The following is a 16,716-nucleotide window of genomic DNA, read 5'->3' as shown; positions in this document are numbered from 1 at the left end:
TGACAGTGACTCTGGTCTTTCAGAAACGGCTTGCCCTTCTGACACTACCGTAACAGGTGAAGGTTCTAGCTTGACTGCAACCAGCGACACCTTTAAAGACATAGTTGGTAACGAGTCTACTGGTACACTTGGTAACATCAAGATTGATAGAACTGCGCCGAAAACCAACGCCAATTTACCACAGGCTAATGCCAATGGTTGGTACAGCAGTTCGGTGAATATCACTCTTGGAGCTACTGATAATTTGTCCGGAGTGGACAAGACTTGGTACAAGTTCGACGGTGATGAATACTCGTTGTATACCGGCGCACTGGTCTTTGAAACCAACGGTACACATTCCCTGTCCTTCTACAGCGTGGATAAAGCCGGTAACGAAGAAGCAGCAGGCAACGTCACCATTAAGCTTAATAACGGTAAACCTTCCATTAAGGGTGTGCCGGATCGTACTCCCGACGGAATGAGTGGCAACGTGGCTTGGTATCGCAATGAAGTGCTCGTACACTGGATTTGCACCGACGAGATTTCAGGAATTGCTTCCTGCCCTGAAGATACGCTGATAGATACCGAACGCACCGACAACGTTGTTACCGGTACTGCGATTAACAACGCTGGTTTGAGCGCCACCGCATCGGTAAAACTGAACTTGGACAAAACTGCTCCAATCGTCTCAATCAATGGTGTTGAGGAAAACGCTACTTACTCAATCGGTTCAGTACCAGCATTTAGCTGCGCCGCTACCGATAACCTTTCGGGAGTTCAAGGTAACTGCAAGGTCGAGTATCTTTACGGGGGTTCTCCAAACCAAGTTGGTTCGATAACCATCCGTGCAGTGGCAAGCGATGTTGCCGGTAACAACGCTCGCATCGATGCTCACTTCAAGATAGTTTACGACTTTGGGAGTTTTGTGGAAGCCTCCGGTTTGCCGGGTCGATATGATGAAAACCGCGTGCCGGTTTACAAAGCGGGTGGTATCCTGACCGTGAAGTTCCAAGTACGCAAAACTGATGGTACGGTAGTGCCGGTGCGCTACACTTCGAAGGAAGTAAACGGCGTGCAGCAACCTATAGTTGAGTGGCTGGTGCCGGTAAAAGGCAGCTCAGTATCTCAAGGCAGCGGGCACTCAGTAACTTGGGATGAAGGTGCGCAGGTTTTGGTCTATGACTGGAACACCACCAAAGATATGGTCGGATACTGGCAGGTAGGTATAAAGATGGACGATGGGCAGATATTCACAATGACCATCGGTCTAGAATAACACCTCATAGAGATCCCCTTTCGACCCCCTTGCCCCTCACCGGGCAGGGGGGTTTTTAATTCTTTCGATCACACAATATTTAGCAATAAACAAAATTAAACCGAGTTAAATTTTTTGTAAAAAAAGATTAATAGCATTGTTAGACTTATTGTAATGTTTATATGCCACTATTAACTTATAGTGAATGACTGCTACATTTTACAAATCTCTCACTTACCAGATTATGCAGTACGGTTGAATGTTCTAGAATCATTGCAATTTGTTGGGTTTTGCTCCATTAAAATTTACATCTGCCCTCCGTCAGCGGCTGCTTTCTACCACTACGCGACAGACGATCGTTTCAGAAAGGATGTTTTGAGTATGAAGTGCAGGCGATCCCATTTTGCCCTGAAACACCTTGGGCTGGCTCTATTCATGATGTTATCGCTGTCGCTGAGCGCGTTTGTAATGCCACAACAGGCCGCGAATGCTTCCACTCTCGAATATGATTTTGGAGGTGTAAAGGTAGGTTCTTACGTCCAAGTAACTTTTCCCTTCTCCACTCCATCAGGTGGTACAATTACGGAAACCAAAGTTACCTTTGAATCAATTGATAACGCCTTTTCCATTGTTTCTGATACTTGCACCAACTTTAATAATTCTGGCACTTGCCAAGTAACGATACGGTTTGCGCCACCCACTCCCGGATATTTCCTTAGCCCTATTGGCTTTAGCTACTACGATAATGAAGAGTATCATTCGCGAACTTATTACTTGGTTGGCACTGGTTTGACTGGTGCGTTGCCGATTTGCGCTGTGTCTGTTTCGCCCGACCGTTCGCTGAAGGTCGATAGCGAAACCGATATCGCGGTATCATTCAAGGTGAAGAATCAGGGCGTAAGTAGCAGCTATCAACAGGTTCTTGAAATGCCTTTCGATGCTACGTTAGTTCCAAGCCACACTTCCTTCTCTGACCCTAGCATGTGGGTTAGCCCGTCTGAGGGAGGCAAGGTAAAAATCGAACTGCCTGACCTCGCGCCAAATGAAACTTTGAGCGGGACGGTTTTCTTCCATCTCAATCCTGACAATATGCCAGTTGTCGGTAAGGAACTGAGCTTCAACTATTCGGTGTTATACTCTACCGACCAACTCAATCCGTACAGACCTAAGAACAACTATAATCCTGGAATATTAAACGGTTTCCAGAAGCGTGTCGCCGTAACCACAGTCACAGGTATTTGCACTAGCAATACCGTGAAGGTGAGCTTTACAGACGGTAATCGCGATGAGACGGTGGGCAAGGTAATGCCGATGACCCCCGGCGCAGCCGAAGCGGTAGCCGGAACTAAGGTAACGGTAACAGGGGACATGTTCATAGCGGGTGAACTTCTCAGCACGTGGATTACCACCCCTAACGGTCAAAGCACTGCTCTGGCAGGAGGTCGTGCCGATGCTGCTGGCGCGTTCAGCCTTACGGTAGATACCACCGGACTGGTGGCAGGCTCTTATGTAATCGCAATCTATGGACATGATTCAGAAATAACAGGTCGTACCATCCTCACCGTAAAATAACCTGATTGCACATTTCCAACTCCTTCTCGATTATTGTCGGGAAGGGGTTTTTTGTTGCACTTAATATTTTGAATATAAATAAAGTTTAATAAGATTTTTACGTTTATTGTAATGTTCATGTGAGAAAATTCATACTAAATATACTATAGCTTACAATTATAAAATCTACACCCACCGATCTACAAAAATCTACAAGGTGGGTTAAGGGTTAAATAATTTTAGGTTTTACTTCATTAACTTACATCTGCCCAACGTTGGAGGTTAAAAATTTATACCCCCACGCGACAGTTACTCGATGGAAAGGATGTTTTAAGTATGAAGTGCAGACAATTCTACTTTACTCTGAGACGCAGCGGGTTGGCTATGCTCATGCTGCTATCACTGGCATTTAGCGCTGCGGCAATGCCCCAGCAAGCGGCGAAAGCTGGTTTCGACTCTTATAATTATGGTAATTTAAAGCCGGGTTCTTCCAGCCAAGCTACTTTTACCTTTACTGTTGCAGCTTCCATTTCAACCTCAGTTACCACACTTGACCAATTTGGCTATGCCTTTTCGATTGTTTCCGATGGCTGTACCGGGTTTAGCGGAGACGGCTCCTGTAACGTAGTGGTAAGTTTTACGCCGCCTTTTTCTGGATATTTCTCTGCTATTCTTCAATTTAGTTATTTGAACGAAACTGAGCAGAATGCGCAGATCTATTTATTTGGAAAAGGTAGTATTGGCGCGTCACTAGTTTGCGCTGCGTCTGTTTCACCCGACCGCTCGCTGAAGGTTGCCACCGAAACAGTGGTAGGGGCAACTTTCAAGGTAAAGAATCAGGGTATCAGTGGCAGCTTTGACCAATATCTTGAAATGCCTTTTGATGCTACCCTCATACCAGCCTATACTTCCTTCTCTGACCCCGGAATGTGGGTTAGTTCGTCTGAGGGTGGAAAGTTGAAAATCGCGTTGCCATCGCTTGGCGCAGGTGCAACCTTTAGTGGGACAGTTTTCTTCCGCCTGAACCCTGAGAATATGCCAGTAGCGGGTAAAGAACTGAGCTTCAACTACTATGTGCTCTACTCTACCAATGCGCTGCCAGCAAGAGATATTGCTTGGGATTCCTCTAGCATTCTGCTTTTCCGCGAAGAATCTACAGTCACAGGTACTTGCTATAGCAATACCGTGAAGGTGAGCTTTACAGACGGTAATCGCGATGAGACGGTGGGCAAGGTAATGCCGATGACCCCCGGCGAAACTGCTGTAACCGCCGGGACTCAAGTGACAGTAGCAGGGGACATGTTCATAGCGGGTGAACTCTTCAGCGCGTGGATTACTGCTCCTAACGGTCAGAGTGTGGCTCTGGCAGGTGGTCGTGCTGATGCCAATGGCGTAGGCAGCTTGACGGTAGATACTACCGGATTGGCGGCAGGCTCTTATGTGATTGCTATCTACGGGCATGATTCAGAAATTACAGGTCGTACCATCCTAACCGTAAAATAAACAGTTTGTACAATTCCAACCCCCTTCCCGACAATAGCCGAGAAGGGGGTTTTTGTTGGATTAGGTACAAAACAAACGAGAGGCAGAGAACACTGGTAATAGCTGAATCTTAGGGGCGAATTGTTACGATTACTATTTCTGTTAGGTTTCCTGTAATGTTTATTTGGGAAAATTAAGGATACTTGAAAAATAAGACGAGGTTTGAAGCCTAAAGATGAAATCAGGTAGTTTTACACGACAATCAATATTGGTGGCGCTGGTTATATTTTTTGCTATTCCGTTACTGGGACTCTCGTTTTGGTATAAGTATGTTCCCAAAGAAACCGGACTGGCAATATTATTTTTAGGTAATAGTTATACTTCTAACAATTCACTGCCTACTCTTTTTCAGAATATTGCGGATAGCGCCGGTTATGACCGTCCGGCGGTCAGCGCCTATACGCCCGGCGGTTACAGCTTCAATCTTTTTCTGGCAGACCCTACGGCACAAGCGTTAATAAAATCCGGCGAGAAACAGTGGGAAGTCGTTATTTTGCAAGAGCAAAGCGAGATTCCGGCTTATTCAAGCGTAAACTCCACCCTGCAACGCTCGTCAATTACCGCTGCGGTGGGTTTAGCCCAACTTATCAAGCAATCCAACCCGCATGCTCGGATTATTCTTTTTGAAACATGGGCGCGAGATGCCCGACTTTGGCGCACAAATGCCGTAAGTACCGAGGGGGTTGGCGCAAACGCCGATGAGATGCAAACGCGCTTGCGGTCATGGTATGAGGAAGCGGCGAACGCTATGTCGGCTGCCATCGGCGAACCGATAAGCATTGCGCGGGTAGGCGATCTCTGGCAAATCAATTATCACTCTGCCCACCCGCTTTTGTTGCATGATAAGGATGGTTCACATCCGAACCCGGTAGGTTCATATCTGGCGGCTTTGGAAATCTTTTCAGAGGTGTATCGCACTTCTCTCCAAAAGGTGCAGTATCAGGGCGAAATCACGAGCGCTGAAATGACCTCGCTGAAGAATATTGTAACCCAACTCTATTCTACTCCCTAACAAGGGGCGAAAGATAGGTTAAATATCAACTAGTTCGGGGCGAATCGGGTTAGTACCTGCCCCATTCAACTCGCGGTGTATGCGGTTGGATTTTATAAAGGCACTAGCACCCATTGCTAACCCTGCCATTTCAATCAGTACCAACCCCATGGGGTATTTTTCACGCCCTCGCAAGATTCGATAAATACGTTTGGCATACCACCAGGGCAGGTCGTAGAAAAGCTGGCGTAATACTCTCATATCGCCGTCACTTACAAGGCAGCGCAACTGATAACTTACCTGCCCTTTGTGATAACTGTATAATTGTTTGCGTAGTGCTTTCATACTATTGCGGTGCTTGTGCCAAACATAGGCGGCAGGTTCGTAGTAGCATAAATGCCCGAACTTGAGGATACGATAAAACATATAAATGTCCTCGCCGACTCCGGTAGGGTAGCCAGGACCCAGCGTTTCGTCGAACATCCCGCTTTGTCGGATAACACTCTTGCGGATTGCCACATTGGCTGTACCACCTAATGTCCAGCTTTGTACCGAATGTTTGGTATTGAAAAATTCCTCGCCGAAGACTCGCGGAGCATAGCCGCGTCCCAAGCCCCCGTATTTCTCGAACATCTCTTGACTATCAGTTTCTAGTTCCAGCGGCAATACTAACCCACTGACACACATCACCCGTTCGTCACTGAAAGGGGCGAGGATTCGGCGCAACCAGCCAGAAGGCACAACCACATCATCATCAATATAAGCTACGATGTCACCTTTAGCAGCTCGCAAACCTTTGTTGCGGGCATACGATACGCCCGGTCTTGGCTCTGGTTCATAGCGTACCCCTTCGAACTCTTTAACCAATCGTTCAATTTTATCGGAGGCAGGGTGGTTATCAACCACGATCAACTCAAAGCGATGCCTTCCCGCTTCTAGTTTAACGAGGTTTTGCAGGCAGCGGCGCAAATCCTCCGGGCGATCATAGGTGCAAATAACGATACTCAAAAAATGAGTTTGCCCGGAAATGGGTTTCAAGTCGGGCAACAACTCTGAAAGTTCCGGTTCTTTCACAAATTCGGGCGGTATAGCGCTTTGCCTTAGCCCTAGCGCTTTTTCAAACTCCGCTCTATCCCGGAAATCTTTACCCCCGGTCAACTTCCAGTTCATCTGACGTATTATTTCGTTGCGTAAAAATTCTTGTGAAACAGGAACATGCCCGTTATCAATACCCACTACTCCTAGGGGCACATCCTCCCGCATAACGATTGCCCAGACAGAATCGTATTTTTCTGCGCCTTCAACTTTATCCGGTAAAGGGTTACTCAATTCTACAGTCACAAGTTTGGTGGACATTTATGCTTAGAACTCCTAGATTATTTAGTCTACAAATATATCATTTTACTTTATTAATACTATACTGCTGAGAGATAAATCTTATGCATCTTTTCAGCAAAAATAAGGGGATGATGGCTTTCTTTTATTCCGGTTATTGCTTTCTCCGCCTTTGCTATGAGCAAAGATTTATCGGCGAAGATTTGATGTACCGCCTGTTCAATACCATTTCGGATAGCGCTGCTAATCTTTAGCCGGTCTCCCTCGGTAGTATAGATTGCTTCCCCAAGACGGTTTTTTGGCACCGGTATTATCCAACCCTTACTGTTATCGTTAATTTCCGGCAATGCCCTGATATTGGTAGTAATAACTGGACATCCAGCAGCTTGGAATTCTAGCACCACATATCCATAGGTATCGGCATAGGTTGGCAATAAACCCACATGTGCTTTCTTCATTAATTCGAGCACTTCGTGATTGGGCAAGGAAGGGTAGTAGGTTATCCAATCCAGATTTTGTTTGATAAAACACTCTGCTTTGGCGACATCTTCGGGACTCTTTTTAGTAGCGTAATTATCAAATTTTAATGCGCTAATCAAGATTAGTTCAATTTTGTAACCATATTGTTCTTTTAGTTGTTTTAAAGTTTCTACAACCTCAATTCCCCCCTTTTGAAAAAACGAAATACCAACAAAGATAAATTTTATTTTTCCTTCAAGGCTTATCGATTTGTCTGAAAATCTGGAAACCAACAAGGGCTGGGGAGGTTGCAGAACCACCATCTTGTTTTCGATATTAGCGGCATAATCGGGGAATTCCCTTAGTAATTCTCTCTGAATGTTAGCGGCACATTCGGATATAGCAATAATTTTTTTACAGGCTGTTCCAGAGAGGTGCTGCAAAGCCTTTTTAATTTTCCGGTCATTTTTTAAAGCAGTGTAACCCGGTTTATTACCATGGTGGCAATTGAGAGTGTTTTTAAATCTTGGAAGGCAGGTTTCAAAAGTTGTAACCCATGGGGTGCGTCCGTAGCTTATTGCGTTGTAAAGGTGTATAAGATCAACCCGGTTTAAATTGAAATCATAGAATCGAGTAATTAAATGTAGTCGAGTTATTATTTCCCGGTGCGCCTTCTGATTCAGACTGAGAGAAGGATTAGTTATAATCTGAAAAAAATCGCTTACTTGAGCATATTCTACTGCGTCGATTTTTCCGATGATGTTTCTTTGTTCTTGGTAACCGGTGTATTTATAACCAATCAGCATAAATCCCTTTATATTTACGTATTTGCAATTTCTTTTGCCCGTTTTACTGCTCTAAAATAATTACGTGGGCCAGATAGCGAACCTTTAATTGAGGAGAGTAAAATCCGTTGCTCTGGCGAAAGTTTCTTCAGGCGCAACGCCAGCATGGGCAGTTCGGCAAGGCTAAATTCTTTGGTAAGGCGATGTAAATACCAACCGAAAAATCCATTGACCCCCATTTTCAGAGCGGCTAATCGGTTCTTGGGTTCTTTGATAAAACACTTTGTAAGGAATGCGAAATAGCCGCTTGCTCCCAAATTATCATGTTTTATCAGATATTGGAAATCATCGGGATAGCTGATTTTTACCAGCGCAGTAGGTTCGTACACAATTGCTTCGTACTCGCGTACCATGCGGTAGAAAAGGTCGGTGTCGGACGCGCTGCCTGATAGCGTGCCGCGTCCCAACGTCACATCAAAGCCCCCGAATTTTTCCAGCACGCCCTTCCACGCCGCCAGATTATATGCTCCACCGTAGGTGTTGGTATTGAAAGGATTTGCCGGAAAACCCTCCACTCGGCGCGAATATTCGCGGCGTACAAAGCCTTTGTCATGACCCCAATTGTGCGCGCAATGTACCTGCGCTTCATTTTTTATCTCCTGCGGATACGCTGCGCCTACCACCAAGCTAGTGGCGGGACGTTGCAAGGCTGCGACCAGCGAGAGTAGCCAGAGCGAATCAGGGCGGGCATCATCATCGGCAAAGGCAATTATATCGCCATGCGCTTCTTTGATAGCCCGATTTCGCGCCCAGCTTACACCCGGACGCGGCTCAATTAGGTAGCGAATTTTCGGGGAATTGTAGCGTTCTACCACTCGCCAAGTGGAATCATCTTCGGGCGCATTGTCTATTACCAAAATTTCAAAGTTGGGATAATCCACTTTTTCCAGCGCATCGAGGCAAGTTCCCAACTGCGCTGCGCCGTTGCGGGTGCATACGCCCACCGTGACCGACCAAGTAGCTTTTGAGCGTCTCCAAGCGATACAAGGTGGCTCAATTCCTTCTTGAGTTTGCAGGTTCGCCAGCAGGCTGACAAGACGTTCGCGTTCTGGTTTTTCGCCTGCCGTAACTTCCGGGATAAAGTGGGCTGAGTAGCCGGATTGCGCCAGTAGGCTATCTTCCAGCAAATGCAGCAGAATATTCCAGCCCAGTTCGGTTACGATTTTCTCCACTAGGAAATCCGGCTCAAGGCGGGGTATAATATTAGAAAATTTAACGTCGCCTACCGGCAAGCCGTGTAATGTGACCAGCAACCAGACTGCTTCGCTGCCCTGTAGGTCGGTGAGGGGCGCAAGCGGTTTGGATAGCTCTACCTCGAATACTTTAATCGAGCGTATCTTGGTTAGTTCTAGGGTTTTCAATCTGATTTGCTTTCCCAGCCAGCCTTGCCATAGCGGGCGATAGTTTTTTTCTTGATTTGCAAGGATTGATAATACTTGAAAGGACCTGTCAAAAAGCCTTGAAAATAAACCAGACGCATTTTGCGCTCTAGCCCTCGCGCTTTTAATACTTTCAGCAGATGGGCGTTAAGCAAGCGATAGTATAGCCAGAAAACCAGCGTGTCACGGCGCATTGGAGGATCGGAAATAAAGGTTTTTAGCAAAAAGGAAGCCGTGCCGTGTCCATAGCCGTTTATCTGGTAGTAGAGGCTTTTCATGTCCTCGCGGTGGTAGTGCCAAACCAGCGCATCGGGGTTGTACACAAGCCCGTATCCGGCTCTTATCAGCCTGTAAAATAGTTCGTTATCGTTGTGACCGTTATTTGGAACGCCATTTCCGAATGCTACATCGAAACCGCCCAACTCTTTGATAACAGCGGTGCGGAATGCCATATTTGCGCCTGCGCCAAAGTTGCCTGTTCCCAGCGGAAAAAATGTAGCGGTGCGCTGCCATGCCATATTTATATGCTTATACATAAAGCCTTTTCCCAGACCGCCAAAAGCCTCAAAAAGTTCTTGCGAGGGCGTATCCTGGCGCGCGGGCGCAACCAGCCCGGTAACGCACATTACGCTAGGTTCGGCGAAGGGGTGCACGATGGCTTTGAGCCACCCGGAATCTATTTCCACGTCATCATCAATAAATGCCACGATTTCGTGCCGAGCTTCTAGCGCGGCTCGGTTGCGTGCCCAGCTAAGACCGGGGCGCGGTTCTGTGGTATAGCGTACTCCCGTCATGGCTTCAACCTGACGGCGGGTAGCCTCTCCTTCCGGCGCGTTTTCGACTATCAGAATTTCCAATTTGTCGGCAGGATAATCGAGCTTGGCAAGCGATTCCAGTGTTCTGAAAAGGCTATCTTTGCGCCCGCGTGTGCAGATTGCAACGGTGACGTGCGGTAAGTAGGGTTGGGGCAAACCATTGTGGCTTAATAAATCCTTGCGTAACATATCCAGCATAATTGGAGTGTTTAACTGGTAAGCGGTTTGCAAGGCTATTTCGTCAGGTGGTGGAGGAGTGGCAGTTTCCGTTAGCTTAATCCAGCAGTAACCGAGCGGTTTGCCTGCCTGCCGTACTAATATTTGCAACGCACCGTATTTGGATAAATCTAGTTCTGCTAGGTTTAGTGTAGCGAATTTATTCAGTTCAATTTCAACGACTTTAGTTGCCATGCACTTTTAGTATAATATCGGAGGAATGGGTAGTCGGTACGCCCCGTCGCACTGTGGTTTCGGGCCATGTTGCAGCGGCGATGCGATTCGCTTTACGGCGGGCAAGTATATAAGCAGTCGGACCTTGCAGTGCGCCAATTGCTTCACCAATACGGAGGTTGCGATGAGAACCACCCCGTTTGATTAGGCGTTTGAGGAAACCGCGCCAGTACCACACTATTCCAAACCACAATGCCAACCAGCGCATATCCGGGTCTGTAAGAAAAACTTTAGTCCAAAAGGCGTAAACACCTCGCCCCCAATCCCGAATTTGCCCTTTCAGCACTTTGTAATCGCGGCGATGATAATGCCAGATTAGCGCTTGTGGTTCATATACTAGGGTGAAGCCATTATGTAGGGTGCGGTAATACATTTCAAGATCACCTGCCCCATGCGTGGGAGTACCAACATCTAGCGCCTCATCGAAGCCGCCCACACGCTCAAACAGACTTTTGCGGTATGCCATGTTTGCGCCAGTACCAAAACCACCAGAGCCAAGTGGGAAGAAAGCCCAATTTCGCCGCATACCTGGCACGTAGTAACGTTTCTCGAAGCCTTTGCCAAAGCCGTTGTATTCCTCGAACCAGTTCTGCGCGTCGGTGTCACGTTCGGCAGGTGCAACCAACCCGGTAACACACATTACATTAGGTTCTTCAAAGGGGCGGACGATGGCTTTGAGCCAAAGGCTGTCAACTGCCACATCATCATCGGTGTAGGCGATAATTTCACCCTGCGCTTCTTTGATAGCGCGATTACGTGCCCAATCTAGCCCCGGTCGTGGCTCTACCACATAGCTGAATTGGGGGAAGTGCGCCACCACTTTTTCGGTAGCATCATCGGGTGGAGCGTTATCTACCACCAGCACTTCAAGCTTGTCGGTGGGATAATCCAGCAGCAGCAGCGATTTGAGGGCACGTTCGAGGCTCTCCGGTCGTCCTCGTGTACATAAACCTACTGTGACGCTGGGCCAGTTGTAAGGTGTATCTTTCCACACGCCAATCGGTTGCGTTCCAAGCTGTCGTTCCAGTTCTATACGGTTGAAGCTGTCGTATAGTTGTCTTTCAATTTCGATCCGGATAAACTCTTCTCGCAAAAAGTGTTGACTGCGGGCATGTATCCAAGTATAACCAACTGGCTGCCCATGTTTTCGCACCAGTATTTGCACAAAGGGATAGCGTTCAATATCGTGATCAGTGAAAGAGGGTAGAGGTTGAGCTACATCTACTTCCAGAACTTTGACGGTCAAGACCATCACTCCTTAACTTTAGGCGTAACAGGCGAGGGGCTAAAGGGCGTTTTCTGCTTTCCCGCGCCACTGACGATACAAGCTGCTACGAAATGCTGTTACAGTATCAGCGATGCCGCACAAAGCTACGCTGCACCGCTATGTTCGATTGTAACAATGCTAAAAGGTTATTGCAAGGGGATTAGTAAAAAGGCGTGAGGGTGTTCACACGAACACAACTAGACGCACTCTCGTGGGGATGCTATAAACCGGAGGATAGGGCAGCAAACAAAAGGCGGTTTGAGAACCGCCCCTTTCAAATCGAATCTTATGGGTTTTGGTTTTTGCGGGCAATTATATCTATCCTACTTGATTCTTACCCGCTCGGCGTTTAGTTCAGAAATAGATTTGATTCCCAGAAGTTGCAAAGTTTTGTGCATTTCGATGCTCAGAATATCGGTGGCACGTTGTACGCCCCGCTCACCGCCTGCCATCAAGCCGTACAGATAAGCACGTCCCACCATACAGGCACGTGCCCCCAGTCCTACCGCTGCCAGAATATCTGCGCCGCTCAATATTCCGCCATCCAGATAGATTTCGGTTTTATCTCCGACTGCCTCTACTATACGCGGCAATTGTTCCAGCGGAGTGGGAGCGCGATCCAGTTGCCTCCCGCCGTGATTGGAGACTACTATGGCATCTGCGCCCAACTCGGTTGTCTTTTTTGCGTCAGCGATATTCTGGATTCCCTTAACTACCAACGATCCTTTCCACTCGTTTCTCAGCCATTCTAAGTCTGCAAAACTGGCAGAGGGATCGAACATCACCGCTACCAATTCCGCCACTGTCCCGTTCCATGAGTTCAACGAGGCGAAACTGAGCGGTTCGGTGGTGAACATATTAATCCACCATTCCGGATGCAGTGCGCTATCGAACATGGTTTTAAGGGTGAGCGCGGGTGGTATGGTCAAGCCGTTGCGGACATCACGTTGCCTTGAACCGGCGATGGGCGTATCTACCGTGAGGACAAGCGCTTCGTATCCGGCTGCCGCTGCCCGTGCAATCAAATCTCGGCTGGCGGCACGGTCTTTCCAAAGATAAAGCTGGAACCAACGCCGCGCATTTGGCACAGTTTCAGCCAACACTTCTAGCGAGGTTGTACCCATTGTGGAAATGGCATAGGGTATGCCCGCGCGGTTGGCTACCTTGCCGACTGCAATTTCGCCTTCGTGATTCATCATACGGGTGAAGCCGGTAGGCGCAAAAATCAGGGGCAATTCGCTACGTTTACCGAGGATGGTGGTTGAGGTATCCACTTTGGAAACATCTTGCAAAATGGAGGGCAGAAACTCAACTCGGCGAAAAGCTTCTCGCGCTCGTTGCAAACTGATTTCTTCCTCGGCAGCGCCATCTACATAGTCGAAAACGGCTTTTGGAACTTGTCGACGCGCTATCTGCCGCAAATCATTAATGGTGACTGCTTTCGACAAACGCCGTGTTACCGGGTTAAGCTGGATAGGCTGGGGGCGTATAAGTGTTTTCAATTCTGACCAGCGCGGTAAGCGTCGGGTAGTCATGAGGTAAACTCCTTCTGTTTTCAAATAATACTGCCGGGACTATTCCGAAACATAACAGTATTTTAGCCCAAATCCGCCCAAATATCATTTATTCGGTGGGAGAAGGAAGGTTTTTTGTAAATCGAGACTTAACTGCACCAACTTCATACAGTGACATGGTAAGATGGAATCTGTAAAAATTCTAGCTTAAAGTGTAAAAATGGAAAGAATAAAAATCTATTTTCCGGGCTTTTTCGGAGGCTTTATTTTGCTGGTAGTATGGGCGCTGATCGGTCTTAGCGCCAGTCCAAGCCCTACTCCTGTAGTAGCTAATTTCGGACAGGGCGCAATTTTTATCGCTTTACCCGCCTTATTAGGTACTTGGGGCGTGTGGCGTTCTATAAAAAAGCCGGTACTAGGCGGTTTTGTGCAGGTTCTATTGGGCTTGCCGGGAGCTTATTTTTGGTCGCAGGCGCAACTCTATATTATTTTTGAGAAGAAAGACGGTTTGCTGGAAGCTTCCTTGGCAACCCTTGGCGCAACCTTGTTTTTAGTAAGCGGCTTTTTGTCGTTGCGGCGCAACCGGAACCGGGTAGAATAGCGGTTCCGGCTAACGCTGAAATTCATAAATAGAGCGGTCTGGTGGGGGCGGCTACGGCAGTAGGGTCTTTTCGCCAGAGTTCAGGATCAGAGTCAACGTATATTTCTATTTCGTTGTCATCCGGGTCTAGCAGATAAATGCTCTTGGTGACGTAGTGATCACTCATTCCTACAATTCTCACACCCGCTTTTTCCAAATCCTGTTTGGCAGCCTTCAATTCTTCGAGGGTGTCGCCCACTTTCAAGCCTATATGATACAAACCGGCGCGATAACCCCGTGCTGCCGCCGGAACTTGTGCGCCTACTTCGATTAGCAATAATTCATGGTGGGTGCGTCCGGTAGTAAACATTGCTGCTTGGGGCATCTCGATTTTTATTTGGGGAAAGCCTAAAATCTCCCCATAGAAACGCACCGATTTTTCAAGGTTGCGCACGAACAGCACCACATGTCCGAGTTCTTTAACTTGCATAGCTTTATCCTCAATCATTTTTGGCGTATAGCTTAACACTGTCGCAGTTAGTATTTAGAACAGATCAAATAATAGAATTTCGGCTTTTTCCTCGCCTACCAATTTGAGCAATTCACCGGGGGATGCGGCTACGCCATCGCCTTCTTTAAGAAAATGCTCATTCAACATAAGCTCGCCTCGCGCTACTTGTACCCATGTATAGCGATTATCCGGTGTTTTGTACTCCAAATACTCCCCGCTTTCAAGCAGTGCGGCGTAAAGGCTTACATCTTGGTTGATGGATACCGAATCGTCCTGACCATTCGGAGAGGCTACCAACCGTAGTTTGCCGCGTTTGTCACTCTCTGTAAAATACTTCTGCTCGTATCCGGGAGTTATACCCTTGCGTTCCGGTATAAGCCAGATTTGCAGGAAATGTACTAAATCATCCTTAGAATGGTTATATTCGCTGTGAGTTATGCCGGAACCCGCGCTCATCCGTTGCACATCGCCGGGACGAATAACCGAGCCGTTGCCCATACTATCTTTATGTTCTAACGCGCCGTCCAGCACATAGGAAATTATTTCCATATCACGGTGCGGGTGGGTTGGGAATCCCATAGCGGGCTTTACCCGATCTTGGTTTATGACTCGTAATTGCCGAAAGCCCATATGTTGTGGGTCATAATATTCGGAAAATGAGAAGGTGTGTCGGGTATCTAGCCAGCCATAATTCATATGTCCTCGTTCATCTGCTTTGCGCAGCGTTATCATTTTCTACTCCTTTTTATTATATTGGGTTCTATAATTTATTGTTATTTCTTAGTTTTCAATAAGAAAGAGCGACCCAAACCGGGTCGCTCCTATCAATTTCCCGGTATTTTATTTTATAGAGAAACGCTTAGGCAGCGGCTGGCGCCAGTTTTAAAGCCTCTACTTCAAGCTCAATAGTGACCTTATCGCCTACTAGTACACCACCGGTTTCGAGCGCCACGTTCCAATTTAAGCCAAAATCCTTGCGGCTAACGCTGGTTTTAGCAGTAAAAGCAGCCCGATGATCGCCCCATGGTCCGTTAGCGGTACCTAGAAATTCTACATCGAACACTACTTCTTTAGTAATCCCGTGAATAGTCAGATCGGAGGTTACTTTAAACTCATTCTCACCGGCTACATCAACCTTTTTGCTCTTGAGGGTGATGGTCGGGTAGTTTTCTACATCAAAGAAATCGGGGGATTTCAAGTGACCATCGCGCTTTTCATCGCGGGTATCAATGCTGGTAACATCGGCGGTGGCTTCTACGGTAGCAGCCGTAGGGTTGGCGGGATCAAATTCAATCGTACCGGCTACCGCGCCGAAACGTCCGCGCACGGTGGAAATCATTAAGTGTTTTACAGCAAATGCAGCATTAGTATGTGAAGTATCAATTGCCCAGGTCATTGTATCTCGTCTCCTTGGTTATATTTATAAGATTTTATGATGTGGACTGCTTACTCAGCAGAACAACTTACTATTACATAGTAACTATACAAAAGTAAGTTAATAATGTCAAGTAGAAAACTGTTAGATTTTTGTTAATTTATGCTGACTTTGGGATTAGTGGGTGGTTCCAGCACTTCTTTATAAATGTTAAACCCTCGTTTGAGGTAGTTATTGAGCGCATATTTACCATCCAGCGTGCAGGTATGTAGCCATACTCGTTCGGGTTGTGCTTCCCACGCGCGTTGTACGCCAAAGCTCAAAAGGTGTTTGCCGATGCCATACCCGTGAAATTGAGGGATTAGCCCAAAATAGACGATTTCAGTGCCCGGTTCGCTTGCTTCGCTTGCCAATTCGATATATCCGGCAGGTGTGCCACGGTAATATGCCACCCAAATGGCGATATTGGGTGATGCAAGGTACTCATTCAATTGGTGGTCTGTCCAACTCAAGCGGTCAATCCATTGGTAATCGCGCCCAACCGTGCCATACAGGAAGCGGTAGAAGGCGGGCAAAGGCTCACAAGCTTGCACAATTGATAACTGGGAGTCTTTTATGAAGGCGGGAATAAATTCTTCCGCTTTTAGCATTTGCAAATAGGTTGTTATGATTGGTTGATTTTCCATTTTGCTCCCGTTGCTTTAACTATTTCCAATTTAGTTATTTTAGCAGATGTATCAGTCCAATTCGTATTAATTGCGATTTGAATATAAATGAAAACTGTTCAAAGCCAAAATTAATAAATCCCCTTTTAGTAATAATTAATTACGACAATTAATTGCTTGTAATTGAATTAGACGTTTACTTC

General features: G+C 46.9%; 16 protein-coding genes. 6 read left to right on the top strand and 10 right to left on the bottom strand.

All coding sequences use genetic code 11. The features are described 5' to 3' along the window. Nucleotides 1–70: 70 nt before the first annotated feature. From OZ401_RS17370 to OZ401_RS17355, 4 genes are all read left to right on the top strand, one after another. Complete coding sequence (locus tag OZ401_RS17370) at nt 71–1,255, top strand: OmpL47-type beta-barrel domain-containing protein (RefSeq protein WP_341471712.1); 1,185 nt, start codon at nt 71–73, stop codon at nt 1,253–1,255. A gap of 360 nt (nt 1,256–1,615) precedes the next feature. After that, entirely contained in the window at nt 1,616–2,806 is a 1,191-nt protein-coding gene (locus OZ401_RS17365) for a hypothetical protein (RefSeq protein ID WP_341471711.1), read from the top strand. 315 nt (nt 2,807–3,121) lie between these two features. After that, on the top strand, nt 3,122–4,288 hold the full coding sequence (locus tag OZ401_RS17360) for a hypothetical protein (protein ID WP_341471710.1): 1,167 nt from the start codon (nt 3,122–3,124) through the stop codon (nt 4,286–4,288). 214 nt (nt 4,289–4,502) lie between these two features. Then, nucleotides 4,503–5,339 carry an SGNH/GDSL hydrolase family protein gene (locus OZ401_RS17355; protein ID WP_341471709.1) on the top strand — a complete coding sequence of 279 codons (837 nt, stop codon included), beginning with the start codon at nt 4,503–4,505 and terminating at the stop codon, nt 5,337–5,339. Nucleotides 5,340–5,357: 18 nt separating this feature from the next. Here OZ401_RS17355 and OZ401_RS17350 read toward each other — a convergent pair whose 3' ends face one another. From OZ401_RS17350 to OZ401_RS17330, 5 genes are read right to left on the bottom strand one after another with little or no spacing between them, the layout of a single operon-like run. Further along, nucleotides 5,358–6,674 (bottom strand): glycosyltransferase family 2 protein, encoded by a 1,317-nt coding sequence (locus OZ401_RS17350; protein ID WP_341471708.1) that lies wholly within the window; start codon nt 6,672–6,674, stop codon nt 5,358–5,360. A 59-nt stretch (nt 6,675–6,733) separates the two neighbouring features. Continuing rightward, complete coding sequence (locus tag OZ401_RS17345; RefSeq protein WP_341471707.1) at nt 6,734–7,918, bottom strand: glycosyltransferase family 4 protein; 1,185 nt, start codon at nt 7,916–7,918, stop codon at nt 6,734–6,736. Nucleotides 7,919–7,932: 14 nt separating this feature from the next. Next, nucleotides 7,933–9,318, bottom strand: coding sequence for a glycosyltransferase family 2 protein (locus OZ401_RS17340; protein ID WP_341471706.1), 1,386 nt, complete (start codon nt 9,316–9,318; stop codon nt 7,933–7,935). Continuing rightward, on the bottom strand, nt 9,315–10,562 hold the full coding sequence (locus OZ401_RS17335; protein ID WP_341471705.1) for a glycosyltransferase family 2 protein: 1,248 nt from the start codon (nt 10,560–10,562) through the stop codon (nt 9,315–9,317). Before OZ401_RS17335 ends, OZ401_RS17340 begins: the two co-directional genes overlap by 4 nt. Then, nucleotides 10,552–11,847, bottom strand: a complete 1,296-nt coding sequence (locus OZ401_RS17330) for a glycosyltransferase family 2 protein (protein ID WP_341471704.1) — start codon at nt 11,845–11,847, stop codon at nt 10,552–10,554. Before OZ401_RS17330 ends, OZ401_RS17335 begins: the two co-directional genes overlap by 11 nt. On the opposite strand from OZ401_RS17330, the gene OZ401_RS17325 reads away from it, so the two are divergent. Beyond that, a complete protein-coding gene (locus tag OZ401_RS17325) occupies nt 11,812–12,045 on the top strand; it encodes a hypothetical protein (protein WP_341471703.1) in 234 nt (77 codons plus the stop codon). The genes OZ401_RS17330 and OZ401_RS17325 overlap by 36 nt on opposite strands. 146 nt (nt 12,046–12,191) lie before the next feature. On the opposite strand, the gene OZ401_RS17320 is transcribed toward OZ401_RS17325, so the two are convergent. Beyond that, complete coding sequence (locus OZ401_RS17320; protein ID WP_341471702.1) at nt 12,192–13,403, bottom strand: alpha-hydroxy acid oxidase; 1,212 nt, start codon at nt 13,401–13,403, stop codon at nt 12,192–12,194. A 199-nt stretch (nt 13,404–13,602) separates the two neighbouring features. On the opposite strand from OZ401_RS17320, the gene OZ401_RS17315 reads away from it, so the two are divergent. Further along, on the top strand, nt 13,603–13,983 hold the full coding sequence (locus OZ401_RS17315) for a hypothetical protein (RefSeq protein WP_341471701.1): 381 nt from the start codon (nt 13,603–13,605) through the stop codon (nt 13,981–13,983). A gap of 22 nt (nt 13,984–14,005) precedes the next feature. Here the strand turns inward: OZ401_RS17315 and OZ401_RS17310 are convergent, their stop codons facing one another. From OZ401_RS17310 to OZ401_RS17295, 4 genes are all read right to left on the bottom strand, one after another. Next, a complete protein-coding gene (locus OZ401_RS17310; protein WP_341471700.1) occupies nt 14,006–14,452 on the bottom strand; it encodes a VOC family protein in 447 nt (148 codons plus the stop codon). Nucleotides 14,453–14,506: 54 nt separating this feature from the next. Beyond that, a complete protein-coding gene (locus tag OZ401_RS17305) occupies nt 14,507–15,205 on the bottom strand; it encodes a pirin family protein (RefSeq protein WP_341471699.1) in 699 nt (232 codons plus the stop codon). Between the two features lie 127 nt (nt 15,206–15,332). Beyond that, a complete protein-coding gene (locus OZ401_RS17300) occupies nt 15,333–15,869 on the bottom strand; it encodes a YceI family protein (protein WP_341471698.1) in 537 nt (178 codons plus the stop codon). 134 nt (nt 15,870–16,003) lie between these two features. Continuing rightward, entirely contained in the window at nt 16,004–16,534 is a 531-nt protein-coding gene (locus OZ401_RS17295) for a GNAT family N-acetyltransferase (RefSeq protein ID WP_341471697.1), read from the bottom strand. Nucleotides 16,535–16,716: the final 182 nt, after the last annotated feature.

This window comes from Candidatus Chlorohelix allophototropha (assembly GCF_030389965.1).
Lineage (GTDB): Bacteria > Chloroflexota > Chloroflexia > Chloroheliales > Chloroheliaceae > Chlorohelix > Chlorohelix allophototropha.
This window is presented reverse-complemented; position numbering and strand designations above follow the sequence as displayed.